Origin of the sequence: Paenibacillus chartarius (assembly GCF_042432825.1) — a bacterium.
GTDB lineage: Bacteria > Bacillota > Bacilli > Paenibacillales > NBRC-103111 > Gordoniibacillus > Gordoniibacillus chartarius.
In genome coordinates, this window is the sequence record NZ_JBHLWN010000045.1 from 34,817 (window position 1) to 59,514 (window position 24,698).

Genomic DNA, 24,698 nt, shown 5'->3' on the forward strand with positions numbered 1-24,698 from the left:
GATAAACGGCAGACGGTCGGCAGAAGCTAATGAGTGTAATTGACGATCTTCATGAAGGAGGAGTGAGAGCGATGGTACGACAAGGCGACTACAACAAAAAGGGCAATGCCGAGCAAACGCTTAATGAAGCGATGGAAGCAAGCGTAGAGCTGAACGGCGAGACGAATTCGGAAGATAACGCAGTCGGTGCGCTGGCGCAGCATGTGAACCGGACTGCCGAATTTGACGAAAATGTGCAGGAATAGAGGCTTCAGGCGGCGCATCGCGGGATGGATCGCCGGACTGGCGCTGGCGGCGTCTTCCGTTCTAGGAGCGGCGGAGAGGGGATCGGCGGCGGCGGTCGATCCTCATCGGGAAGCAGCTGCGGGAGCTATTGGCCGGCCGGCCACGCCCGCCTGGATGGGGACGGCGACTATCGTGCCGCCGGTCGTCACGGATGGCGACAAGGTTCGTACGCTTGGCGAGGCGCAGGGTGCAACGGGGACGACGCCGCTGCCGGAAGCGGCGGCTCCCGAGCCCGCTCCGGCCGGTGAAGGCGGTTCTGTTAGAGCGGAAGCGTCGCGCTCGGGCGGCGCATACCGGTCTCCGGGCGGGTCGTTTTCCGGCGGCGGGACACGCACCGGCGTGACGCCGGGCACAGGTGCCGGATATCGGACAGGCACGAGAACGCCTTCCCCGAACGTCACGCGGCCGGGGACGCCGCCGGCGACAGGCGGGGGCTTCTTCGGCGGCGGAGCGGGCTCGTTCTTCGGGGGAGTGGCGGCCGGCGCCGTGCTCAGCCATCTGTTTAACCCGTTTGCCGGGTTCTACGGCGGCGGATATGGCGGATACGGCGGCTTCGGCATGTCACTGCTCTCTTTGCTGATTTGGGCTGTGCTGCTGTTCGTTGCATACCGCTTGATCCGCCGGATGTTCGGAGGCGGCAGGGGCGGAGGCGGCGGATATGGCGGCAGAGGCGGGTGGCGTCGGTGAAAATCATGTTCGATGAACCGGATGTTATCGATGCCGCTTGCGTTTATGTGGCCCAGACATACCGCGTGCCGATCGAGAGGCTGCAGGCCGAGCTACGGTACGAGGAAGCCTTCGGTATACGCGGTACAGTGGAGCTTGCCGGCGAGCGCCGGATGTTCGACTTGTCGGAGCAGGATTTGATAGACGGGGCGGCGATGTATTTGGCCTCCTATCACGCCTTTGATCCACACCAGCTGTCCGTAGAGCTGCTGTTTAACGAAGAGGAAGGCATTACGGCGGTAGCGCAGCTGTAGCTTTTGGATCGTGATAAGCGCCCGGGGGCGACGACGCTTCCGGGCTTTGCTGCGCGGACCTCGTGCACAGTCCTGCAGTGCCCGGCGGTGCGGCAGGTGATGGCCGTATATGGTTGCGCTTAAGTTGAAGAAAGTAAGTGAAAACGTTTTGCCTAATAGTCAGTAGCCGCCTCGTCCTTTATACTAATTGGTATTAGCTGGCTGTACATATACGCTGGGAGGCGAATGATTCGTGAAGAACGCTGCTGCATTGGAGAAGCATGGATTTAACGTTAGCCGCATTGTGCTTGGCTGTATGGGATTTGGCGGGGGCTGGAACAACGATCCGCTGACGGCGGACGACCTGAAGAAGGCTCGCGCCGGCGTGGAAGCGGCGCTGGAGGCGGGCATAACGATGTTCGACCATGCCAACATATATACGATGGGTAAGGCGGAGCAGGTGTTCGGCCAGGTACTGAAGGAGTCGCCGGGGCTGCGCGACCGGATCGTGCTGCAGTCGAAGTGCGGCATCCGTTTCGAGGAGGGACCGGGGCGGCCGCACCGGTTCGATTTTTCCGAGGAGCATATTTTGAGCAGCGTTGATGAAATTTTGACCCGGCTCGGGATCGAAACGCTTGATATTCTTCTGCTTCACCGTCCCGATCCGCTCATGGAGCCTGAAGAAGTGGCCAGCGCATTCTCCAAGCTGAAGCAAGCGGGCAAAGTCAAAGGCTTCGGCGTCTCGAACATGAGCCCCGCGCAAATGCGGCTGCTGCGGTCTGCATGGAACGAGCCGCTGCTCGTTAACCAGCTGGAGCTCAACCTGCTGAAGCTGGATTGGGTCAACGCGGGCGTCCACGTGAACCAAGCGGCGGGGCTGAAGGATAATTTTGCCGACGGACTGCTCGAATACTGCCGGATGGAAGGCGTTCAGGTACAGTCGTGGGGGCCTCTGGCGAAAGGGCTGTTTACGGGGAAGGACGTTTCCGATCAGCCGGAGAACGTTCGGAAGACGGCGGCGCTCGTGAAGCACATGGCGGAAGAACGCGGAACGTCGCTGGAGGCCATCGTTTTGGCGTGGCTGATGCGTCATCCGGCCGGCATTCAGCCGGTCATCGGCACGACGAATCCGGAGCGCATTCGTGCTTGCGCCGAGGCGGATCACGTTACGCTGACGCGCGAAGAGTGGTACGATTTGTACATTACTTCACGCGGCGTAAGAATGCCTTAAGAATCTCTATAACCGTATAACCGGGGGCCCGGCGCCTCCGGTTTCTTTATGCTTCCAGGAGCACGCACAGAGTGCCGAAATCCGGTTCATTCCATGTCGATTTGATGAACAAAACTTTGCTACTTGTCAAACCTGATAGCAACCATTAAAATGAAAATCATTATCAGTGATAACGACTATCATTTTCACATATAATGGAGGAGTAGGAATTCTATGATAATATCTAAGCGCCGGTCCGTTTTGACCGCACTGGCTTGTTCTTCATTGCTTTTTACCGCATGCAGCAGCGCTGCTCCGTCAGCGTCCCCGGCGGCCGGCAAGGAATCCGCCCCGGCGAGTACCGCTGCCGCTCCGGCAGCGCAGGCTGCAGAGCTTAGTTCGGCTATCGACCAATACCGCAAGTTTGTGATCAGTCAAAGCGACGAGTTCGTCAAGGCGACGGAAGCCTTCACGAAAGCGGTCAAATCGGGAGATATGGAAACCGCAAAGAAGCTTTATGGGCCAAGCCGCATGTATTTCGAAAGAATCGAGCCGATTGCCGAATCGCTCGGCGATTTCGATCCGTGGATCGACGCCCGCGAAGGCGACGTTCCCGCTGAGGAATGGAGAGGCTTCCACCGGTTGGAGAAAGCGTTATGGGAGACGAAATCGGTTGCCGGACAAGAAAAGGTGGCGGACCAGCTGCTGCAGGACGTGAAGCAGCTTCGGGTTAAGGTGGAAAGCGTTGAGATCGACACTTCGATGCTCGTCACCGGGGCGGTGGAGCTTCTGAATGAGGTGTCCTCCAGTAAAGTAACCGGTGAGGAAGAACGCTATTCGCATACGGACCTCTATGATTTTGCAGCGAATGTCGAAGGGGCCTCGCAAATTTTTAAGGTGCTGAAGCCGGCTCTGGACCAAAAGAATGCGGCTCTGGCCAAGGAGATCGAAACCCGCTTCAATGAGCTGGATCAGACGCTGTCACCGTTCCGCAAGGATAAAGACTTCGTGCTGTATACCGAGTTAACCCAGGACCAAGTGAAAAAGCTGAGCCAGGCAATCGATGCGCTGGCGGAGCCTTTGTCCCAAATGGGCACTGTCGTAGAGGGATAACGTATGAGCCACGAGGAAAACAAAGCGACGATCTCGAGACGCGATGCGCTGAAGCTGGCCGGTGTGGGAGGCTTGGGACTTCTGCTCGGCGCTGGCGGAATGACGGGCTTGGCCTCCGGTATGCTGCAGAAATCAAAGACGACCGGCGGAAACGATCACCCTGCCAATACGGTGCCTTTCTACGGGAAGCACCAAGCCGGCATCATTACACCCATGCAGGATTTTGTATGTATGGGTGCGTTTGATTTAACGACGTCGAGTATCTCGGAAGTCAGAGAGCTGTTTCAAAAATGGACCGCCGCTTCGGCACGCATGACGCAAGGCCAAAGCGCCGGCGAAGAAAGCGGCAATACGCTGCTTCCGCCGGTGGATACCGGAGAAGCGTTAGGGCTGGGGGCCGTCAGAACGACCATCACCTTCGGTCTCGGCACGAGCTTCTTCGATGAACGCTTCGGTCTTGCGGGCAAACGCCCGCCGGCTCTGGTGGACCTGCCCAAGTTCAAAGGCGACGACCTGCGTTCCGAATGGTCCGGCGGCGATGTAGTCGTACAGGTTTGCGCCGACGATCCGCAGGTAGCGTTCCACGCCATTCGCAATTTGGTCCGAATCGGGCGAGGCAAGGCCGTTCTGCGCTGGATGCAGGAAGGATTTCAAAGAACCGGCGCAGCCGATCCCAAAGGATCTACTCCCCGCAATCTGCTAGGGTTTAAGGACGGTACGAATAATCCGAACGTTCAGGACGCCGCCGTGGCCGACGAGGTCGTATGGGCGGGCGCCGGCGATCAGCCTGCGTGGATGGGAGCGGGCAGCTACATGATCATGCGCCGCATCCGGATGCGCATCGAGGTATGGGACCGCACCACGCTCGGCGAGCAGGAGGCGACTTTCGGCCGGCACCGTGATTCCGGCGCGCCGCTAGGCTCCCGAAATGAGTTCGATCCGCTCGATTTGGCCAAAACCGGTCAAGACGGGAAGCCCCGTATCCCGGCCGATTCTCATGTTGCCTTAGCCCATATGAACGGCAAGGTGCGTATTCATCGCCGCGGTTATTCGTATTCGAACGGTATCGACATCAAGACGGGGCAGCTGGACGCGGGCTTGTTATTTATTTGTTATAACCGGGATCCGAGAAATCAATTTATTCCGATGCAGCAGCTGCTTGCCTCACAGGATAAGCTGAACGAATATATCGTTCATGTCGGCAGCGGCATCTATGCCTGCCTGCCGGGAACAAGCTCCGGCGGATACATCGGGGACACTTTATTTTAACGTTTGGAGAGTGCTGGTATGAGACGCATCCTGATTTGCTTCTCGGTCCTCTTGTGCTTACTGCTGCCGGCCGCGTCTGCGCTGGCCGCAGGGGAAGCTTCCGCCGATAACCGCAACCGGGTGATTTCCCTTGCAAGCGACGCGCTGCTTAGTAGCGGGGCACAGGATTGGAACCAGGCGGGGAGCGTGATCACTCAGCTCAAGACAGCCTGGACGATCGTTGCTGCGGGCGATACGTCCAAGAACGCGCAAAGCGTCGCCGCAGCGTTCGAAAGAGCCGAGACAGAGCTGGCCAAGCCGCAGATCGATTCGGCCGCCGCTTATGAAGCCGTGTCCGCCCTTGTGAAAGCGGTGGATGCCTACGTAAGCTCGGGAGACGAGGCCGGCGCCAAAGAGAAGGCGCACAAGCAGGTGCAGCAGACGCTGCTTCCGATTCTGCAGAAGAGCTTGGCGGCTGTCCAAGCAGGTGACTGGGCGCAGGCGAAACAGGCGTTCGGCTCGTTTGTCGGCGGCTGGTCCAAGGTCGAGAGCCTGATCCGGCAGGATGATGCGAAAGTTTACTGCGGTATGGAAGTAAAGATCAGCGGGGCGCGCATCGCCATTAACACGGAGCCGCCGGATGCGGCCAAGAGCACGGCTAAGCTGCAGGAGCTGATCGGCGCCCTGCAAAGCTACGCGAAGGGCGAAGCTGTTGCTGTGGCGGATACGCCGGACTCGCCGGACAGCATTCAAACGATCGGCGGACTGATCCAGCTGCTTGATTCGGTGAAATCGGACGTTGATAACAAGCGTAGCGGGGAAGCGGCCGACCGGATGGACCGGTTTGTGGCTGTCTGGCCATCGCTCGAAGGTGTTGTGATGGCCCGTTCACCGCAAGCGTACGACCGCATTGAAACGAAGATGGTGGCCGTATCCAGCCTTATCCAGTCGAATCCGCCCCAATTGGAGCAGGCGAGCGCCGCACTCGCGGAGCTGCGCAAGGAGCTGGAGCCCTACACGGAGTCGTCCTCCTATACGGCATGGGACGCAGGGTCCATCCTGTTCCGTGAAGGCTTGGAAGCCATTCTGATTATTGCGGCTTTGCTCGCGTTCCTGGACCGGTCGGGAAACGCCGGGAAACGTGCATGGATTTGGTCCGGGGCAGGGGCCGGCATACTCGTTTCCGGAATCATGGCCCTGATCTTATCGGTGATGCTGGCCCACATCTCGACAGGCAGCTCGCGCGAACTGATCGAGGGGATCACCGGTATCGTTGCGGTAGGATTCATGATTTCCATTGGAGCTTGGCTGCACAGCAAGTCCAATCTTCAAGCCTGGAACCGATTCGTAGAGAAGTCGCTGAGCAGCTCGTTAACCAAAGGGACGCTGTGGTCATTGTTTGTAACGGCCTTCTTGTCCGTTATGCGGGAAGGTGCGGAGACGCTAATCTTCTACATCGGGATGGCTTCGTCCATCTCGCTGTGGGATTTGCTCATCGGCGTCGGAGCAGCGCTGCTGCTGCTGGTCGTGATCGGCTACGCCGTCATCAAGATGAGCTCGCGTATTCCGGTTCGGCCGTTCTTCCTGGCGGCGAGCCTGCTGCTCTATTATCTGGCGTTCAAGTTTATCGGCGTAAGCCTTCACGCCCTGCAGGTGACGGGCAAGCTTCCGTCTCATACCGCCGGCTACCTGTTCGATGCCCCGTCGTTCGGCATTTACGGCAGCTGGGAGACGACGGTGCCTCAGCTCGTTGTGCTTGTCATAGTGGTATGGAATTTCGTCCGTTCGGGAAGCCGTTCGAACGTGAACACAGCAAGCAAGACCGCATAGCTATTTGAAAGTGAGTCGCTATTGACCTCATAGGAGGCGGCATAAGAAAGGCCCGCAGACCGGTGGTTGCCGGTTTACAGGGCCTTTTGGCGCGCTTAAGCAGCGTCTTGACTAAGGAGTGAAAGTCTCCAATACGCTGCGAGGCTGCGCAGGCAAAGCCCCGAGGCGTAGTTCGGACTCCTCATCCGGCGGCGGTTCCCCTCGGTGTATTCGCCGCAAGCTGGGTGCCGGCCAATATTTTCTTCTTATATAAGCCGATAATGGTCGAAACGATGAATACCGACGCGATCGACAGCACTCCCTGCAGCACGCCGACGGAATAGAAGCCGAGCATGACGATGCTCGTATCGAACACAAAGTTGACGGTTCCCGGATTCATTTTATAACGCTTTTGCAAAAACAACGCTAAAATGTTAACTCCGCCCAAAGAAGCGCGGTTGACGAACAGCGTCGTTAATCCTACGCCGCAAAGGACGCTGCCGAGGATCGTTCCGATAAATATATTGACTTCAAAGCCAGGCAGCCATCGATCTGCGGCCGTCATGATCGTCACCAAGATGACGGAAATCATTGTGGACAGCATGAAGTTCCATCCCATCTGGATTACCGCAATGAAATAAAACGGAATATTGATGACGAAAAACAACAGAGCGAACGGAATATCGAAGATATAGGACAGCGTCAACGTCAGTCCCGCCGTTCCGCCCGTGACGACCTGCGAATGCTTTAGTACAATAAGTCCGAGGCTTATGAGCAAACAACCTGCCGCTATCGATAACGGACGATTCATGACGACCTCCCCGTTTCGACCGACACCTTCTCGATTTGGATTGCAATGTTCATTGATCTGTTCCCTTCTCGTTGTTTAAACGTCAGTGTGGTTGTTTACATGTTATAATATGATGAGCAGAAAACATAGGCATTTATGAATAGGAAACGGCAATCATCCTTTATATTTCGAATGTAATGGGCTTCTATTTCATTCATATTGAAACCAAAGGGGCGGGGGAATGGACAAAATCGATGTATCGTTGCTGAAAATTTTGCAGGAAGATGCGCGCATTACCGTGAGCGAGTTATCCAAGAAGCTGATGCTGAGCCGGCCGAGTGTTACGGAGAGGCTGCACCGTCTTCAAGAGAAAGGGATCATCGAGGGATTCTCGGCGCGCGTATCGCCTGCCGCTTTCGGCAGGAATACGCTGCTTATTATTCAAGTCAGTGATTTGAAAATTGCTGCGAAGCAATGGGAGAAAATGATTGTAGAGGAGCCGGACGTGCTGGAATGCCACCGGGTAACAGGACACATCGGTTATGTCATTAAGGCTGCGGTGAATGGAATGGACGGTCTTCGGGCGCTTGTGGATCGTCTTATGCAATACAGCAATTACGTGAACACGTCCGTGATCTTGACTTCCCCGGTTTCCTATCGCCCGATGCTGCCAACCGAAGAAGAGTAGATGACCCGATTCGCACTAAAAGGACGGTCATTCTGCGCATCTTCCCGCTTCACGGAAATCCGGTAATACGGATGGCCGGGAGCGTCGGAAAGACTGACAGCATTTCATAGAAGCGCTTCGTAATCGCGGTGCCGTGTACTTCAAGCACGGGGACGGTAGATTTGATGATTTGAATCGCTTTTTCGCTAAGCATGGATTCCTCTCTCCTCTGCACTGTGAATTATGTTACTCATTATTAAACAGCGCAGGGAAGTCCCCTTGTGATTGCAATCACTTCTAATCGTAACAATCTGTGACGGCTCCTGACCGGTTGCGGCGGGTGGAACGTTTAGGTAAGCGGCGGCGGGGTGTAGCCGGACACGACGTGGCTGTACGTGACGAGTGCAGTTTCGCCCTCGGGAGCGAGCGCATACACGCCGCGCGATACGCGCCGGAACCAGCGGTACACGTTGTCCTGCAAAAATGCCGCCGCTTTCCCGTTGCCGGTCATCTCCCGCAGCTGACGCGGGGAAAGAGGACCGTGCTTTTGCAGCAAATAAGCGATGTGGAGCGATTTTTCCCGGTAGGCGGTAATCAGCTTGCGCTTCGAGCTGCCGCCGACGTTGTAGTCGCCGCTGCGCTCGCGGAACTCCACGGCGAGCCTCTGGGCGCCGCGCTTGTTCGGACGAGGGACGTACGGTTCGGGGTGACACATGAAGTCGACGGCGGGCTTTTTCTTGCTCTTGTAAAATTGTACCGTAATCAGGCCCAATCCGAGCATCCGGCACAGCTTCTGCAGATCGGACCATGAGACGCCGTGCGGGGCGCGGCCCTTGGGCGGCAGCTCGCAGGCGACATAGACGAGATCGGTCAGCTTCTGGCGGTCGATCCCCTGAATGAGCAGCGGGATATTGAAAGAGCGTTTCAGCTCGACAATGACCGGCGGTTCATCGCCGCGGACGGCAACGACGTCGCAGTGGTTGACTTCGGCCTTCACTTCGTACCCGAGGCGCTCCAGTGCCTGCTTAATCGGCTCATACAGTTCGGTTTCGTGTTGGATCGGCATGGCGGCGACGCGGCTCCTTTCGAGCGGGAAGTTGTCGATTTCCATTGTAAACGCTACGAGGTTCGCTTCGCCAGTGGACGACGGGCATTTACATTCTCCAAAAAATCGGGAAACTTATCCATGGCGAGCGCATAGGTATTAATACACCAGCCGGCAAAACCACCTCAAGAGGGCGGGACGGAAGCGCAGGCGAGAGGAGGACTCCCATGGACATTTTTAAACGAATTGCGGAGCATCGGACGGAAAAGGAGCAACTCGCGTGGACAGGGACGTTCGTGGAGTATATCGATCTGATTCGCAAGCAGCCGAGCCTGGCAATGACCGCGCACTCCCGAGTGTACGAGATGATTGCTTCGCACGGCATCACCGAGCAGGGCGGACAGCGTAGGTACAAATTTTTCGAGAACGATATCTTCGGATTGGACCGAACGCTGGAGAAGCTGGTGGAAGAATATTTCCACTCGGCGGCGCGCCGCCTCGACGTACGCAAGCGGATCCTGCTGCTGATGGGACCGGTAAGCGGCGGCAAGTCGACGCTTGTCACGCTGCTGAAACGCGGTCTGGAGCAGTTCTCCAGGACGGACCTTGGCGCGGTGTATGCCATTAAAGGCTGCCCTATGCATGAGGAGCCGCTGCACCTGATCCCGAACGAGCTGCGTCCCGACATCGAGAAGGAGCTCGGCGTGAGGATCGAAGGGACGCTGTGCCCGTCGTGCCAAATGCGGCTGCAGACCGAATACGACGGCAAAATTGAAGACGTTCAGGTCGAGCGCGTGCTGATCTCCGAGGAGCAGCGCGTCGGTATCGGCACATTCAGCCCGTCCGATCCGAAATCGCAGGATATTGCCGATTTGACCGGCAGTATCGACTTCTCCACGATTACGGAATTCGGCTCGGAGTCGGATCCGCGCGCTTACCGCTTCGACGGCGAGCTGAACAAAGCGAACCGCGGTATGATGGAGTTCCAGGAAATGCTCAAGTGCGACGAGAAGTTCCTGTGGAACCTGCTGTCGCTGACCCAGGAAGGCAACTTCAAGGCCGGCCGCTTCGCGCTGATCAGCGCCGACGAGCTCATTGTCGCCCATACGAACGAATCTGAGTACAAAGCGTTCATTGCCAACAAGAAAAACGAAGCGCTGCAGTCCCGCATGATCGTCATGCCTGTTCCTTACAACCTGAGGGTGTCCGACGAAGAGAAAATTTACAGCAAGCTGATCAAGCAGAGCGACATGTCGCACATTCATATCGCCCCGCATTCGCTGAAGGCAGCGGCGATCTTCTCCATCCTGACCCGCCTGAAGGAATCCAAGAAGCAGGGCATGGATCTGCTGAAGAAGATGAAAATGTACGACGGCGAAGCGGTCGAAGGCTACAAGGAAGCCGATCTGAAGGAGATGCAGAACGAGTACTCCGAGGAAGGCATGACCGGCATCGACCCGCGGTACGTCATCAACCGGATTTCGAGCGCGCTCATCCGCCACGATCTTCAGTGCATTAACGCGCTGGATGTGCTGCGGGCGCTGAAGGACGGTCTGGATCAGCATCCGTCGATTACGAAGGAGGAGCGGGAGCGGTTCCTGAACTTCATCTCCGTCGCACGCAAGGAATACGACGAGCTGGCGAAGAAAGAAGTGCAGAAGGCGTTCGTGTATTCGTTCGAAGAGTCGGCCAAGACGCTGTTCAATAACTATCTCGACAACATCGAATCGTACTGCAATTGGACGAAAATCAAAGATCCGCTCACCGGCGAAGAGATGGACCCGGACGAACGGCTGATGCGTTCCATCGAAGAGCAGATCGGCATCTCGGAGAACGCGAAGAAAGCGTTCCGCGAAGAAATTTTGATCCGGATCTCGTCCTACTCCCGCAAGGGCAGAAAGTTCGAGTACAGCTCGCACGAGCGGCTGCGCGAGGCGATCGAGAAGAAGCTGTTCGCGGATCTGAAGGATATCGTGAAAATTACGACTTCAACCAAAACGCCGGACGAAACGCAGCTCAAACGCGTCAACGAGGTTACGAAGCAGCTGATCGACGAGCACGGGTACTGCCCGGTCTGCGCCAACGAGCTGCTGCGCTACGTCGGCAGTCTGCTGAACAGGTAATTGCCGGAGCCCGCCGAACAAAGCCGGTTCCCGAAATGATGAGAAACCCGCGTATGGTGTCCATACGTCGGGTTTCTTTATTTTTGCACGTATTTACAGCGGATTGCGGCATCCGTCAAAAGCAAGCGTGCCCGTTGAATTTGTAGCCCATGCCCCGAATCGTTACGATATATTTGGGATTCGTTTCCTGGGTTTCGATCTTCTTGCGCAAGTTGCTCATATGAACCTGCAGCGTGCGAATATCGCCGACCGAGTCGACCCCCCAAATGTGAGTGAACAGCTGCTCGGGACGATAAACGCGGTCCGGATGCTTGGCGAGTGTATACAACAGCTCGAATTCGGTGGAAGAAATCTGGACTTCCTTGCCGGACACCGTCACTTTGCGGGTGATCACGTCGATCTCCAGACCTTTGAAGGTGAGCGTCGGAACGCTCTTGCCGACGGAAAGCTCCTGCTGCCGGTAACGCCGGAGATGCGCCTTCACCCGGGCGACCAGCTCGCCGGGCCCGAACGGCTTCGTGATGTAATCGTCTCCGCCGAGACCGAGTCCGATGATCTTATCCGCTTCCTCGTCCTTGCAGGAGACGAATATGACCGGCGCGTCCGTAACGCTGCGAATGAGCTGGCACAGCTCGTACCCGTCGGGACCCGGCAGCAGCAGGTCGAGCAATACGAGCTTCGGCTCGTGCTTCAAGATCAGCTCGCGTATGCCGTTACCGTTCGGCAAGGTTACTACCTGAAGGCCCTCGCGGCTTAAATATATGCGAATGAGATTGCGAATTTCTTCATCATCGTCGATGACGAGAACCTTATCTCCCGACATGTTCGTTTCCCCTCCCGCGCAGTCTTTGATCTATGTCGATTTGAGCTTTCGGACCCATTTACCTTCTATGTCAAGTATGGCAAATTTTGATTGTCTATGCAAGTGAAATGTGCAAAAATGAAGTTGAAAGATGTCGCATGTATAGTTATAAAGAACCACAAAAAATAAATCATCATTACAAAAGACCTAAATATTAAGGGGATCTAAGATGGGGAAAAATCAGCGTGTCTGGTTCAGACTGTTTGCCGTGCTGTTATGCTCCTTTACTCTCGTTGGGCTGCTTTCCCAAACAAAGCCCGATCATTCGGATATAACGGCGAAGAAGGGCGAGCTTCATCTAGAGAAGTGGAACTTGGACCAAGACGGTCCTATCGACTTGAATGGGGAATGGGAAATGTATTGGGGCCGGCTTCTTACTCCGGACAGCTTTACCGGCGGCATCCCGCTCCAGCCGTCCTACATGAGCCTCCCGGCCTCATGGAACAGCAGCGGCTACCCGGCGGAGGGCTATGCAACGTTTCGGCTGCGTATTCATTGGGATGCCATTCCCCAAGTGATCGCGCTGCACTTTGTTTCCGTTGCCAGCTCACACGTGGTCTGGGTCGATGGGGTTCAGGCCGGAAGTATGGGACAGGTCGGCACAAGCGAGGCGGATTCCGTTCCGGAAAATGCACCGGTATATTACGTCGTTCAGCCGAAGAGCAAGTCGACGGAAATCGTGGTCCAGGTGGCGAACTTCGATCATCGGCGGGGAGGCATCTGGGAATCGGTGGAGCTTTCCACGCCTAAGCAAATGCACGATCTATCGCTTCGCCGGCTTGCGATGGACTTGATCCTGTTCGGCAGTCTCTTCATGATGGCGATCTACCATCTCATCTTGTACACCATGCGGCGGAGGGACAGGTCGACGCTTTATTTCGGGTTATTTTGCCTGATCGTTTCCGTCCGGACCTTGCTGCTTGGCGAGTCGTTTCTTTATTCGCTGATCCCCGAGCTGGGCTGGGAGATAAGGTTACGGCTCGAGTATTGGGGAGCGTTTCTCGGCGTGCCGATCTTCGCGATGTTCATCCGCGAGCTGTATCCGGACGAAACGTCCAAGCTTGTTACAAGAACGTTGGCCTTCGCTGGCGTCGCTCTCTCGGTGATTACGGCATTCACGGCGCCGATCTTTTTTACGAAGTTGATCTACGTCTATCAGCCGATCCTTATTTTATCGGGTTTGTATTCATTCGCAGCGATCCTCCGGGCGACGGTACGCCTTCGCTACGGGGCCGGGCTCGCCGCAACCGGCGTAGCCATCTATGTATTCTCACTCGTCAACGACATTCTGTACTTCAATGAAGTGATCAAGACGGGATCGTATTCGCCGTTCGGATTGTTCGCCTTTATTGCTCTGCATTCCGCCGTACTGTCCATGAAATTTTCCCGGGCGCTCACCTCGGAGGAGCATTTCAGCCAGCAGCTGGCCCAGCAGGCGCAAGAGGTGCAGCAGTTGAACGAGCGGCTCCAGGAGATGAATCGCGGCTTGGAGGCCACGATCGCCGAACGTACGCACGAGCTGCGCCGCTCGAACCGGCATCTTGCCCAGAAGGCGGCGGAGCTCGGGCAGATGGATGATGCGAGGCGCCAGCTGCTGAGCAACATTTCGCATGAGCTGCGCACTCCGATGACGTCAATCCGCGGATACGTCGAAGCGCTGCTCGACGACGTCATCGTCAAGCCGGATGAGAGGCGGCATTATTTGCAGCTGATTTTGAACAAAATGATCGGACTTAACCGGCTTATTGCCGACCTGTTTGAGCTGTCGAAGCTGGAGTCGGGCCAGCCGGACCTGCTGTTCCACTCCGTTCCGCTTACCGCTTTCCTTGCCCGTACGAGACAAAAATATGAAATGGATATCGTGAGCAGCGGCATGGTGTTCGTTTGGAACGATTCGGCACTTGCCGAGGTGCCGCCACATGCCTGCGTCGTGCTCGATCCCGAACGGATCGACCAAGTGCTGACGAATTTTGTATCGAACGCGATTCGCTGTACGCCGGCGGGCGGTTCGGTCGGATTTTCATTCGCCACGAGAGCCGGTACCCGGGGCGAAGAGCAGGTGCAGGAACTCCTTGTGCAAGTGGAGGATACCGGCAAAGGCATCGACGAGGATGAGCTTCCGCTGCTGTTCGACCGGTTTTACCAGGGGCATAAGGAAGCGGCCGGTGGAAGCGGCCTCGGTCTCGCCATTGCGAAGGAGATCGTCACGCATCACGGAGGCAGCATTTGGGCGATGCCCCGCGAGGAGGGCGGCAGCACATTCGGCTTTTCGCTGCTCCTGTACGTGGATGAAGAGGAAGAGCTGATGTGACGGAAATATGGGGGAAGCTTAAGAAAAATTAAGCTTCCTTAATTACTCCTTAGTAATTACTTAATCCGTTTCTGTTACAATAGCAGTATTCACATATATACGACGGAGGGGCTCATGGCAAAAATTTTAGTAGTAGACGATGCGGCATTCATGCGCATGATGCTGAGCGACATTCTGCGCAAAGCCGGTCATGAGGTGATTGGTGAGGCGGAGAACGGAGTCGTTGCCGTCGACAAATATTCGAAGCTGCAGCCCGATCTGGTGACTATGGACATTACGATGCCGGAGATGGAAGGCATAGACGCGTTGAAGCATATCCGCAAGGCGGACCCGAAGGCGAAGGTCATTATGTGCTCGGCGATGGGGCAGCAGCTGATGGTCGTCAACGCTATTCAAGCCGGTGCCAAGGATTTCATCGTCAAGCCGTTCCAGCCGGATCGGGTCGTCGAATCGGTGAACAAAGTGCTGGCGGGATCTTAAACGGTCCTTCCGCTGCATAAACTTTATAAAAATGAGCGAGACGCCATCGTCTAAGGACGGGACGTCTCGCTCTTTGTCATGAGGCCGGCTTTACTCTGCGCTTCGCGTGATAGGCAGCATGATGTCAACGGTTGTGCCATGCCCGAGCTCGGAAGTGATGGACATGCGGCCGCGGTGATTTTCGATGATTTTGTAGCTGACCATGAGGCCGAGTCCGGTTCCCTTTTCTTTCGTCGTGTAGAACGGCTCTCCGAGTCGCGGGATGCGTTCCTCCGGTATACCTTGTCCTTCATCAATGAAACGGAAGACGATATCGCTTTCGCGAACGAACGCCTCGATTCGAATCATGCCGCCTTCCGGCATCGCTTCGATCGAGTTGTTCAGGACGTTGATGAATACTTGTTTGATTTGATTCTCGTCGCAGAGAACGGGCGGGAGCGGCTCGCGGATGCCAACGGTAATTTCGACATCCTGCATAATCGCCTTCGTATTGACGAGCGCGACGGTATTCATAAGGACGTTGGCCATATCGCGGATCTGGAACTTGACGACCTGCGGCTTGGAGATGACGAGAAATTCGCTCACAATAAAATTAATACGATCAAGCTCGGACGACATAATGTCAAAATAATGCCCGTAATTATCCACCTTGGACTTGAGCAGCTGAACGAAGCCGATCAGCGCCGTCAGCGGGTTGCGGATTTCATGGGCGACCCCCGCTGCAAGCTGGCCGACGACCGACAGCTTCTCCGATTTGATCAGCAGCTCATCGGAGCGCTTGCGTTCCGTAATATCCTTGGCAATAACATAGACGCCGTTAATCTTCTCGTTAAAATAAATCGGCACGTGAATGAAGCTCATAATCGACTGCATTCCGTCCCGTCGAATGAATACTTGTTCGAAATATTGCGTATCCCCTTGCAGCGCAGAGGCGAAGTGATGGTCCCACTTCCCGGTTTCTTCCGGCAGCAGCAGGGTATGAATCGTGACATTCTTCAGCTCCTCCGAGCTAAAGCCGGTGATGCGCTCCATGGCCGGGTTAACGGTCACGATCCGTCCGATGCGGTCGAGCGAACAGACGCCGTCCGGATTGTTCTCGAATAGCGATTTGTACCGCTGCTCGCTTTCCTTCAGCAGCTTCTCGGCGCGGGAGCGCTCATACAGCGCCTGAATCATGGAATAGGAGCGCAAGTACGGATCGTCCTTGCTCTGCTCGACGAGCCGTCGCAGCTGGGCGTCGGTCGTATCGTCTTCCGGAAACCCTCGTCGCATCGAGGTTTTGGCCAGGCGCAGCATTTCCATTACATTCATGATGTGCTCGCGGTGGATGCGGGCGGCCGAAGCCCGCTTCTTCGTCTTGCCTCCCTCCGTGCTGAGCGTCACCACACCGTTATTGCTGTCATATTCAGTTACGTAATTCATATTGACGATATTCGTCCGATCGATAAGGCGGAAGCCGTCTTCATACAGCCACTCTTCGAACAAGTCCAGCGTCGGGCTGTAATGATACACATCGGTAAGCGTATGGATCAGAAATTCCTTATCGCGAATGCTTTCGATCTTGACGACGTCATTCGAAGCAATGAGGATAATTTCCGAATCTTTGCGGCCGTCTCGTGTGACCGGAATTTGTCTCATTAGCTCAACTCCTGACATCTGGCTGCATTTGATAGGTTGTGTTGTGTGATTGGAAATATAGTTCTTTCCTCCTACATGAACCAGTTTCATTATACGCTGTCCATTCTATTCTAGTAAATGAGAAAATTAGAGGAGATATGGCAAATATATAGGTAATAACTATAAGTATTAGATCATCCATATATTAGACAAATAAAGTAGAGGCGTTAAAATGGGAACATACGGAAGCGGAAGCTGTGCTTCACAAAATTACGGAGGCGATTCGAGATGGATAGATCCCAATTGTCACAAGATCAATGGAAGCCGAAGCATTACGATGAGAATTTATCGTTCGTTTCCCGGCTCGGCGGGGCGCTGCTGCGACTCTTAAGCCCTCAGCCGGGGGAGCGCATTCTTGACGTCGGCTGCGGGACGGGAGACCTGACTGCGGAGCTGGCCCGCTTGGGGGCGGATTGCACGGGCATCGACGCATCGGCCTCCATGATTGAGGAGGCCTGCGTCAAGCATGCAGGCACCCGCGGCCTGCAGTTCCGCGTGGCGGACGCACGGGAGTACCGCGGCGGCGATTGCACGTTCGACGCGGTATTCTCCAATGCGGCACTGCACTGGATCCGGCCGCCGGAGCAAGCCGTCGCTACGATGTGGTGCGCCCTTCGGCCCGGAGGCAGGGCGGCGCTGGAGTTTGGCGGCAAGGGCAATGTCGGAGCCGTAGTCGGCGCGCTGATCGAATCGCTGCGGGGAAGAGGCTTTGCCGCCGAATCGCCGTGGTATTTTCCAAGTGTGGCGGAATATGCGGCGCTGCTCGAGGAGTGCGGCTTCGAGGTGCGGTATGCCGAGCTTTTCGATCGGCCGACGCAGCTTATTGGCGGTGACGAAGGACTCTTCCACTGGCTGAATGCGTTCGCCTTCCCCTTCTTTGCGGACCGGGATTGGCCGCCGGAGGAGAAGCAAGCGGTTTATGAGGAGGTCGCGGAGCGCCTCCGCTCCGATTTGTACCGCTCGGGCGAATGGTTCGCCGATTACCGGCGGCTGCGGCTGCTGGCGGTAAAACCGCATTCCTCCCAGTCATGAATTCGCCTAACGGCACATAAGCTGAAACCATCACATCGCGCAAGAATGGAGGATGGTCTCATGCCTGCATTGCTCTTTCAGATTGCGTTGATCATCATCATCGTCCGTTCCGTGTTCATGGTATTCCAGCACGCCCAGAAATCCCGCAAGGAGTGGCTTGAGCTGCTGTATTACATCGCCGTCGCAGTAGCCGCACTGTCCTTCTTGCTTTAACGAACGCAGCTAATAAGCTCCCGCCGCCGCATGATCACGGCAGCGGGAGCTTATTCATTGTGAAGCGCCGGCCGCGACGGCGTCCTCGAAATATTCCTCGAGCGTAATGCCCCGCTCGGCAATCTCCTTGGCCGCATCGACACCGATGTAGCGAATGTGCCAAGGCTCGTATTGATAACCCGTTATCGATTCCTTGCCTTTCGGGTACCGGATGATAAAACCGTATTCCGCGGAGTTGGCTGCGAGCCACTTGGCCGCTTTCGTATCGGCGAAGCAATCCTGCACGTCGCATTTCGGGTTGCCGTCGCCGACATCGATGGCCAGTCCCGTTTGATGCTCGCTTTGTCCGGCTTGCGCGCTGAATTGCCCCGCCTCCTTCTCGCCATGCGTCTTCACATAAGAGCTGAACAGCGACTTTTGTGTCGCATAGGAGCGGTAGGCCGAGACGCCGTACAGCTGAATGCCGTCCTTCTTGGCGCCGGCGAACAGCTGCTCGAGCGCTTGGGCGGCCTCGGAGCGGAGCATCCGCTTATCGATCTTCTCCTTGAACGTAAACGGCACGTTCGGCTCGACCAGCTTCGGCGCATAAGTCGAAGGCAGGTTGCGCTTTTTATTGACGACGACATCGATGGCATCGCTGTTTGTAACCGTCGGCACGCCGGATACGGTTTTGACGGTGTCTTCCAGCGATGTCTTCACGGTAACGGGGATTTCTTTCTTCATGCCTTCGTACTGGACGGTTACGGTGGCGTGCTGGCCGCTCTTCGCTTTGGCGGAGGCGGTTACGGTACCGTCTGCCGCAATGGAGATGACGCTGCCCTCGCTAGCCGTGAACGTGACCGATTTGTCGCCGGCAAGCGGCTGCTTGCTCTGATCCTTCTTGACGCCCGTGACCGTAAGCTTCATCTTTGCACCGGGCGAAAGCGACAAGGCGGCGGGCTCCACGGTTAGGGAGGCGTATGCCGACTTGGCAGCCCCCCCGGTGCCGGCGGACGGCGAAGCCGCCGGCTTCTCCGCTGCCGGCGCGGATGCTTCCGGAGCCGGCGCGGTGCTGGCCGCGGGAGTGGGATCGGGCTGCGCCGAGCTGCAGCCGTTCAGCAGCGCGGCGGTGCATAGCAGGAAGGCGGCGGCATGCCGCCGGATTCGATAATCATTCATACTTACCAGCTCCTCTATTCAGCCCGGTAGGGCCGTCGTACAAATTAAGATTATATCACGAACCGGTGCAACTTGCTCCCAATAACCTCCTGACGGTTCTGTACAGGAACGGGCAGGAATTTTGCTGCGAAGAGTCGAACTCTTTAAGCTAATTGCGACATCATTCGACTTCATCCATCATCTTGCCTGCAAGGAAGTGCTTGCTCATGCGGACACGCAGACGATACTTGAGGCTGTCGATCGCCTTCATCGTGCTTGTTATCGTCTACTCTATATATCCGTATAGGGAATTATTGACGGTATCAGGCGAAACGGCGATGCCGAAATTCGTCCTGATGCGGCTCGAGGACGTCGGTCCCGGCGGCCAATACGGTACCCTGGAAGGGGTCGGCAGGCTGCGGGCGGTGCTGGAATACATGCAGAGTAACCGAATCGCCGTCCATATCGCTGTCGTGCCGCGCTGGATCAACATCGATGCAGACGGAACACGCAGCGACCGATCTCTGGACGACCCGAACGACGCAGTCAGCAGTGCGCTGCGCAGCGTGCTGGCGGAGGCCGAAGCGCGCGGGGCGTCGCTCGGCCTGCACGGCTATACGCATCAGGTCGGCGACGAGCGCCGGGCGGACGGCTTCCATGAATCGGGTATAGGCAACGAATTTCACGTCGAGGATGTGCCGGCTACGGACAGCGTCGCGTTCGCGGAGGACCGCGTTCAGCGGGGGCTGGCCGTCATGCGGAGAGCAGCCTTAACGCCGCGCTTCTGGGAGGCGCCTCATTATCATACGACGCCGGATCAGGATCAAATGTTTCGGCGATATTTCGGTCTGCTGTATCAGGCCGATGTCAGCGTTGACTATTATGCGCGGGAAGCGCAATACCGCACGGAGCGCCAGTGGGGCGGAGGGCTCGGAGCCGTCAACGTACCGACGCCGTTTTCGTATATCGCTTACGATAAAGATGAGAACGCCATCCTGAGCAAGCTGGGCCGTACGCAGGACATCGCTTCGTTCTTTTATCATCCGTTTCTGGAGTTTCCGCATCTGCAAGCGGTTGCAGACGTGGACGGAGAAGCGCAGCTGAAGGAAGGGATTCCCGTTTACCGTTATCCGGAGCGGGAGCGGTCCGTGCTGCAGAAGCTGTCCGGCCAGCTGAAGGCCAAAGGCTATGCGTTTTATTCCATCCACGATTACATTCCGTTCACGCCGGCCTCGTCGGTCCGGCTCGGCGAAGACGGCACCGAGCTGCGTCAGCTTGGCGACGTGGACGGCAGCGGGAAGGCGGATTTGATCCGGTGGGTGAAGCAGGACGGCACCTTGCTGGTCGCTTCCGACCCGCTTGCCGGTACGCGCGGCGAGCCGCAGCGGGAAGCGAAGCCGTGGGGGATTGTCCCCTACGCGAAAGGGTCGTCGATGACGCTGTGCGACAGCGACAGGGACGGCCGGAGCGAGCTGTGGATCGTCCGCACGGGAAACGGCGGCGCCGCAGGCCGCAGCGCGGTTCTTGAACGTTACGATGCGTCCGGAGGCACCTTCAAACGTTCCCGGACATGGACGTTGGGAGCGGAGCTTACCGGGCTTCAAGAGCTGTTCGTGCTTCCCCGGAGTAACGGGGAGACCGTTGTGGCGGGCGTTACCGCGGATCAATCGTTCTTGAAGGGATTGCGGATTCGAGGCGATAGTGCGACACCGCTGAAGCCGTACGCCTTCAAGACCGGCAATGAAAAACATATGACGGTGAGCCGCGACGCCGCCGGACTGGCGATGGACGGGGAGCCTGCACTCGTGCTGTCGCCCAAGGATTCTTCCCTGCTCGTTGCCTTCACCCCGGATACGGCGCTGCTGGAATGGAAGGTACGGAAGAAAGAGCTGGATGTGCCGATAGAGCGCGGACATTTTACATTGGGCGATTTCAACGGGGACGGTCGCGAGGACGTGCTTCACTATGATACGGAGAGTCAGAAGTACGGCGTATATTTGCAAGGACAGGACGGCGGGCATACGCTGCTGTCGACGTTCGGCCCGTGGGGGCGCGTCGGAGCCAAAGTGGTTCCTGCCGATCTGGACGGCAACGGTAAATGCGACATCGCCCTGCTCGATCTTGCCGAGCCGTTCGCCGATGCCGCGCTCTCCTATGAGACGACAGATTCGCCGGCGTTTCACAACTAACAAAAAAGCTTAGCCTGCTCCTCTGCCGGAAGAGCGGACTAAGCTTGCTTCGTATGGCCGTACCGGCAGCGCTTTAGCGCAGAGAACGAATACCTTGGTACATCAGAATACCGGAAAATGCAATCATCGCAATCGCTCCCACAACGTCAAGCACGAGAGCGATCTCGGCAGGCACCGGCGTGTGAATAAGCGCATAACCGCCGATCAAACCGCCCAAGGAAGGGATGAATTTATCCATTCGGCAACTCACCTCCTAGTGATGATACTTACTTATATGAGAGGGGAGTGCGAATGGTGATAGATTTATAGTGAAAATAGTCAGCTGTACACGGCATCCCGTATCCGCTTTAGGCCTTCCTCCAATGTCGCTCTCCGGCATGCGGCGTTGAGCCGGTGGAAGCCTTCGCCCTCGGGTCCGAAGCTCAGCCCGTCGTTCAGCGCGACCTTCGCCTTGCGCAGCAGGAGCAGCTTCAAGTCCGTTGTGCTCAGACCGAGACCGCGGCAGTCGAGCCATAGCAAATAAGTCCCTTCCGGCTTCGTCACTTTGATTTGCGGGATGTAGTTCTCCATATAGCCGATCGCATAATCGATATTCGCTTCGATGTAGGCGAGACATTGCTCCAGCCATTCGCCGCCTTCGCGATAAGCGCTCTCCGAGCCGACGATGGAGAACGTATTGCTCATCGTATGATGCCCTTTGGCCATCGTCTTGTTGAACGCCGTACGCAGCCCCTTGTCCGGGATGACGATATACGCGGCCTGCAGTCCGGCCATATTGAACGTCTTGCTCGGTGAGTGGCACAGGATGGTGCGGCTGGCGGCCCGCTCCGACAAGGCGGCCAGCGGGATATGCCGATGCGGCGCATACACCAGATCGGCGTGGATTTCGTCGGAAACGATCAGCGCGCCGTAGGCCGCGCAAATCGCTTCAAGCCGCTCGAGCTCGTCCCGCGTCCAGACGCGCCCGACCGGATTGTGCGGCGAGCAGAGGATGAGCAGTTTGGCGCCGGTTGTCCGGAACTTCGCCTCCAAGTCCTCAAAATCGATTTCATAGCGGCCGTCCCGCTGCATCAATGGGTTCGTTACGAGCTCGCGTCCGTTTTCCGTGACGACCTTAAAGAACGGCGGATAAACCGGCGGCTGGATGATGACGCGGTCCCCGGGCTCGGTGAACGTCTGGATCGCTGCTGTCAAAGCCGGGATTACGCCGGGCGACCAGCAAATCCAGTCGGACTCGATCTTCCATTGATGCCGCTTCTCCATCCATGCGCCGAACGCTTCCAGCAGCGAATCCGGGCGGTGCGTGTATCCGTACAGCCCAAGCTCGGCGCGGCGCGCAAGAGCTTCGATAACGGGAGCGGGTCCGCGAAAATCCATGTCCGCCACCCAAAGCGGCAGCAAATCCTTTTCCCCGAACAATGCTTCCGTACGCTCCCACTTCATACCGTGCGTTCCGGTGCGGTCCACAAACTCGTCAAAATCGTACTTCATATTTGTCCCTCCGTAGAGTCCAATATGGGTTCATTATACATGACAACGGATGCCGTGCACCAAATAATTCCGGCATGTTTGGCATTCGGCCCGTTAATCAAGCGAGCCGACCTTCGGACGGCTGACAGCGTGCGCTGCTGCGGTTGCATTCCGTACCGTGCCGCTGTATAGTCGTTATTAAACTGTACAAAGCGAGACGGGAGGTGCAGCCGTATGCCGCGAGTCACGGAAGCGTACAAGGAAGAACGGCGTGCAGCGATTCTGGAGGGGGCTCTCCACTGCTTCGCCGAGAAGGGCTACGCCGCTACGACGATTGACGACATTGTGCGCCATTTGGGGATCAGCAAGGGCGCCATCTATAATTATTTTTCCAGCAAAGAGGATATCTACGCGCAAATTATGGACAGCCGCATGAATCGTCTCGTCGAATCGCTGCGCGCGGGCGACGAAGAGACGGCGTCTTCCGCCGCCAAGCTGCGGATGCTCGTGCAGCGCATGACGGGCCAGGCAATTGAGGATTTGCGCCGGCTGCTTAGCTTTCATCTCGAATATTCGCTGTATGCGTCGCGGCATGATGAGCTGAAGCGGAGCATCGAGAAGCACGATAATGCGGCGATCGCCTTCGTTGCGGAGCTGATCGCCGAGGGGAAGCGGAGCGGCGAGTTTCGCGCGGAGGTCGACGAACGGCTGGCCGCTTCGATGTTCTGGGCGCTCCGTGACGGCATCGCGCTGGATGTACTAAGTCACGGCGGGCAGGAGGAGTATGCCCAGCTGATGCGCGGCATGGAAGATATGCTGTTCAGGTATTTGCAGGGATGAGCCGGTTTATTCGCCAGCTGTGGCATTTCGGAGTGGAGCAGGCGCTATCCTGCCTGTTTCCGGTTATCATTTTCGCGGCGCTGTTGTTGTTTCAGCTTGTTCCGATCCCTTACGTGCCCAGGTATGACGCGATGCTGATCGTCTGTATTGCGGCACAGTGGATCATGCTCCGCACGAAGCTGGAGACGTGGGATGAGCTGAAGGTGATTTGCGTGTTTCACCTGATCGGGCTTGCGCTCGAGATTTACAAAGTCCAGATGGGCTCATGGACATACCCGCAGGACGCGTATACGAAGATCGCCGGGGTGCCGCTGTACAGCGGCTTTATGTATGCCAGCGTCGCCAGTTATTTGTGCCAGGCGTGGCGCAGGCTCGACGTCGAGCTGCGGCGGTGGCCGCGCTCATACTTTACCATTCCGCTCGGCGCGGCGATTTATTTGAACTTCATGACGCATCATTTCTGGTGGGATTTGCGCTGGGTGCTGACGGTGCTGCTGTTCATCGTATTTCTGCGCACGGTCGTTACGTTCCGGGTCAAGGACGCCCGTTACGGGATGCCGCTGACGCTCAGCTACTTGCTGATCGGCTTCTTCATCTATGTGGCGGAAAATATCGGGACCTTCCTGGGCGCCTGGCGGTATCCGAATCAAGAGGCAAGCTGGAACCTGGTCTCGCTCGGCAAGCTCAGCTCATGGTTTCTGCTCGTCATCGTCAGCTTCATCATCGTCGCTCAGCTGAAGCACGTGAAGAAGGGGCTTGAGGAGCCGGCCGGGCCTGCGAAGGGAACTACGGGGGCGGCGATTGAGAAATAAACATTGGGGCTGTTCCCGCGGCATCGCCAATGTCAGGGCCTGCGGCTTAAACAAAGAACCTTCATTCCACTCGCAGCGTGGAGATGAAGGTTCTTTGCATCATCAGGCCAACCCGTCTGACTTAGTGATATCCGCGCTCCCCGTACGGCTGCAGCTCCTCCAGCCATACCTTCTCCAGCTCCGTCAGCTCTTTCTTGTAGCTGGTCTTGCTCGGAGGCTCGCCCTCGCGCGGCTTCAGCCGGTCGAGCACCTCGAATTCGAAGGCGTCTTCGCCGTGCTCGTTCCAGTCCGCCTGCAGCTTCTTGTTTTTGTGCGAGCCGTGCTGCAGCGTGAATTTTTCACGGTTCCATACTTTGTCCAAATGCGGGGACACACCGACGAACACTTTTCCGTTCGTCTTGTTCACAATGCGGAACGCGCCCATCG

Annotated in this window: 24 protein-coding genes; 16 read left to right on the top strand and 8 right to left on the bottom strand. The window is 56.8% G+C overall.

From position 1 onward, the window contains the following. The first annotated feature begins 71 nt into the window (after nt 1-71). The 7 genes from ACFFK0_RS11355 (at nt 72) to ACFFK0_RS11385 (ending at nt 6,645) form a co-directional block, all read left to right on the top strand. A complete protein-coding gene (locus ACFFK0_RS11355) occupies nt 72-245 on the top strand; it encodes a hypothetical protein (protein ID WP_377470298.1) in 174 nt (57 codons plus the stop codon). Then, a complete protein-coding gene (locus tag ACFFK0_RS11360) occupies nt 232-972 on the top strand; it encodes a hypothetical protein (RefSeq protein ID WP_377470299.1) in 741 nt (246 codons plus the stop codon). The genes ACFFK0_RS11355 and ACFFK0_RS11360 overlap by 14 nt, the downstream gene beginning before the upstream one ends. Before the next feature lie 5 nt (nt 973-977). Next, nucleotides 978-1,265, top strand: a complete 288-nt coding sequence (locus ACFFK0_RS11365; protein WP_377470336.1) for a DUF2653 family protein — start codon at nt 978-980, stop codon at nt 1,263-1,265. Nucleotides 1,266-1,497: 232 nt separating this feature from the next. Next, nucleotides 1,498-2,475 (top strand): aldo/keto reductase, encoded by a 978-nt coding sequence (locus ACFFK0_RS11370; protein ID WP_377470300.1) that lies wholly within the window; start codon nt 1,498-1,500, stop codon nt 2,473-2,475. A 213-nt stretch (nt 2,476-2,688) separates the two neighbouring features. Then, nucleotides 2,689-3,567: an iron uptake system protein EfeO gene (efeO, locus tag ACFFK0_RS11375; protein WP_377470302.1), complete on the top strand. Its 879-nt coding sequence runs from the start codon at nt 2,689-2,691 to the stop codon at nt 3,565-3,567. Nucleotides 3,568-3,570: 3 nt separating this feature from the next. Then, nucleotides 3,571-4,836, top strand: coding sequence for an iron uptake transporter deferrochelatase/peroxidase subunit (efeB, locus tag ACFFK0_RS11380; protein ID WP_377470303.1), 1,266 nt, complete (start codon nt 3,571-3,573; stop codon nt 4,834-4,836). 18 nt (nt 4,837-4,854) lie between these two features. Continuing rightward, nucleotides 4,855-6,645 carry an FTR1 family protein gene (locus ACFFK0_RS11385; RefSeq protein WP_377470304.1) on the top strand — a complete coding sequence of 597 codons (1,791 nt, stop codon included), beginning with the start codon at nt 4,855-4,857 and terminating at the stop codon, nt 6,643-6,645. A 181-nt stretch (nt 6,646-6,826) separates the two neighbouring features. Here the strand turns inward: ACFFK0_RS11385 and ACFFK0_RS11390 are convergent, their stop codons facing one another. Further along, nucleotides 6,827-7,435 carry a YitT family protein gene (locus tag ACFFK0_RS11390; protein WP_377470305.1) on the bottom strand — a complete coding sequence of 203 codons (609 nt, stop codon included), beginning with the start codon at nt 7,433-7,435 and terminating at the stop codon, nt 6,827-6,829. Nucleotides 7,436-7,655: 220 nt separating this feature from the next. On the opposite strand from ACFFK0_RS11390, the gene ACFFK0_RS11395 reads away from it, so the two are divergent. Then, nucleotides 7,656-8,102 (top strand): Lrp/AsnC family transcriptional regulator, encoded by a 447-nt coding sequence (locus ACFFK0_RS11395; RefSeq protein WP_377470306.1) that lies wholly within the window; start codon nt 7,656-7,658, stop codon nt 8,100-8,102. A gap of 49 nt (nt 8,103-8,151) precedes the next feature. Here the strand turns inward: ACFFK0_RS11395 and ACFFK0_RS11400 are convergent, their stop codons facing one another. After that, a complete protein-coding gene (locus ACFFK0_RS11400) occupies nt 8,152-8,295 on the bottom strand; it encodes a hypothetical protein (RefSeq protein ID WP_377470338.1) in 144 nt (47 codons plus the stop codon). A 135-nt stretch (nt 8,296-8,430) separates the two neighbouring features. Then, nucleotides 8,431-9,147 carry a DUF2161 domain-containing phosphodiesterase gene (locus tag ACFFK0_RS11405; protein ID WP_377470307.1) on the bottom strand — a complete coding sequence of 239 codons (717 nt, stop codon included), beginning with the start codon at nt 9,145-9,147 and terminating at the stop codon, nt 8,431-8,433. 206 nt (nt 9,148-9,353) lie between these two features. Here ACFFK0_RS11405 and ACFFK0_RS11410 point away from each other — a divergent pair, with 206 nt between their 5' ends. Further along, the gene (locus tag ACFFK0_RS11410) at nt 9,354-11,249 is read left to right on the top strand and encodes an ATP-dependent protease PrkA (protein ID WP_377470308.1); all 1,896 of its coding nucleotides are present in this window, start codon (nt 9,354-9,356) and stop codon (nt 11,247-11,249) included. A 115-nt stretch (nt 11,250-11,364) separates the two neighbouring features. On the opposite strand, the gene ACFFK0_RS11415 is transcribed toward ACFFK0_RS11410, so the two are convergent. Beyond that, complete coding sequence (locus ACFFK0_RS11415) at nt 11,365-12,072, bottom strand: response regulator transcription factor (protein WP_377470309.1); 708 nt, start codon at nt 12,070-12,072, stop codon at nt 11,365-11,367. A 208-nt stretch (nt 12,073-12,280) separates the two neighbouring features. On the opposite strand from ACFFK0_RS11415, the gene ACFFK0_RS11420 reads away from it, so the two are divergent. Together ACFFK0_RS11420 and ACFFK0_RS11425 are read left to right on the top strand one after the other, a co-directional pair. After that, nucleotides 12,281-14,422, top strand: coding sequence for a sensor histidine kinase (locus tag ACFFK0_RS11420; protein ID WP_377470310.1), 2,142 nt, complete (start codon nt 12,281-12,283; stop codon nt 14,420-14,422). A gap of 114 nt (nt 14,423-14,536) precedes the next feature. Further along, the gene (locus tag ACFFK0_RS11425) at nt 14,537-14,902 is read left to right on the top strand and encodes a response regulator (RefSeq protein WP_377470311.1); all 366 of its coding nucleotides are present in this window, start codon (nt 14,537-14,539) and stop codon (nt 14,900-14,902) included. Between the two features lie 90 nt (nt 14,903-14,992). On the opposite strand, the gene ACFFK0_RS11430 is transcribed toward ACFFK0_RS11425, so the two are convergent. Beyond that, a complete protein-coding gene (locus tag ACFFK0_RS11430) occupies nt 14,993-16,540 on the bottom strand; it encodes an ATP-binding protein (protein ID WP_377470312.1) in 1,548 nt (515 codons plus the stop codon). A gap of 267 nt (nt 16,541-16,807) precedes the next feature. On the opposite strand from ACFFK0_RS11430, the gene ACFFK0_RS11435 reads away from it, so the two are divergent. Both ACFFK0_RS11435 and ACFFK0_RS11440 read left to right on the top strand, forming a co-directional pair. Next, on the top strand, nt 16,808-17,611 hold the full coding sequence (locus tag ACFFK0_RS11435; RefSeq protein WP_377470313.1) for a class I SAM-dependent methyltransferase: 804 nt from the start codon (nt 16,808-16,810) through the stop codon (nt 17,609-17,611). A gap of 60 nt (nt 17,612-17,671) precedes the next feature. Continuing rightward, a complete protein-coding gene (locus ACFFK0_RS11440; RefSeq protein ID WP_377470314.1) occupies nt 17,672-17,824 on the top strand; it encodes a hypothetical protein in 153 nt (50 codons plus the stop codon). Between the two features lie 54 nt (nt 17,825-17,878). On the opposite strand, the gene ACFFK0_RS11445 is transcribed toward ACFFK0_RS11440, so the two are convergent. Then, the gene (locus ACFFK0_RS11445) at nt 17,879-18,982 is read right to left on the bottom strand and encodes a D-alanyl-D-alanine carboxypeptidase family protein (protein ID WP_377470315.1); all 1,104 of its coding nucleotides are present in this window, start codon (nt 18,980-18,982) and stop codon (nt 17,879-17,881) included. A gap of 206 nt (nt 18,983-19,188) precedes the next feature. Between ACFFK0_RS11445 and ACFFK0_RS11450 the strand changes: the two genes are divergently transcribed. Further along, nucleotides 19,189-21,150, top strand: coding sequence for a DUF2334 domain-containing protein (locus ACFFK0_RS11450; RefSeq protein ID WP_377470316.1), 1,962 nt, complete (start codon nt 19,189-19,191; stop codon nt 21,148-21,150). Between the two features lie 73 nt (nt 21,151-21,223). On the opposite strand, the gene ACFFK0_RS11455 is transcribed toward ACFFK0_RS11450, so the two are convergent. Then, nucleotides 21,224-21,388 (bottom strand): hypothetical protein, encoded by a 165-nt coding sequence (locus ACFFK0_RS11455; RefSeq protein WP_377470317.1) that lies wholly within the window; start codon nt 21,386-21,388, stop codon nt 21,224-21,226. An 80-nt stretch (nt 21,389-21,468) separates the two neighbouring features. After that, complete coding sequence (locus tag ACFFK0_RS11460; protein WP_377470318.1) at nt 21,469-22,641, bottom strand: MalY/PatB family protein; 1,173 nt, start codon at nt 22,639-22,641, stop codon at nt 21,469-21,471. Nucleotides 22,642-22,854: 213 nt separating this feature from the next. Here ACFFK0_RS11460 and ACFFK0_RS11465 point away from each other — a divergent pair, with 213 nt between their 5' ends. Both ACFFK0_RS11465 and ACFFK0_RS11470 read left to right on the top strand, forming a co-directional pair. Further along, the gene (locus ACFFK0_RS11465) at nt 22,855-23,460 is read left to right on the top strand and encodes a TetR/AcrR family transcriptional regulator (protein WP_377470319.1); all 606 of its coding nucleotides are present in this window, start codon (nt 22,855-22,857) and stop codon (nt 23,458-23,460) included. Beyond that, complete coding sequence (locus tag ACFFK0_RS11470; protein WP_377470320.1) at nt 23,457-24,272, top strand: DUF817 domain-containing protein; 816 nt, start codon at nt 23,457-23,459, stop codon at nt 24,270-24,272. Before ACFFK0_RS11465 ends, ACFFK0_RS11470 begins: the two co-directional genes overlap by 4 nt. The last annotated feature ends 426 nt before the right edge of the window (nt 24,273-24,698 follow it).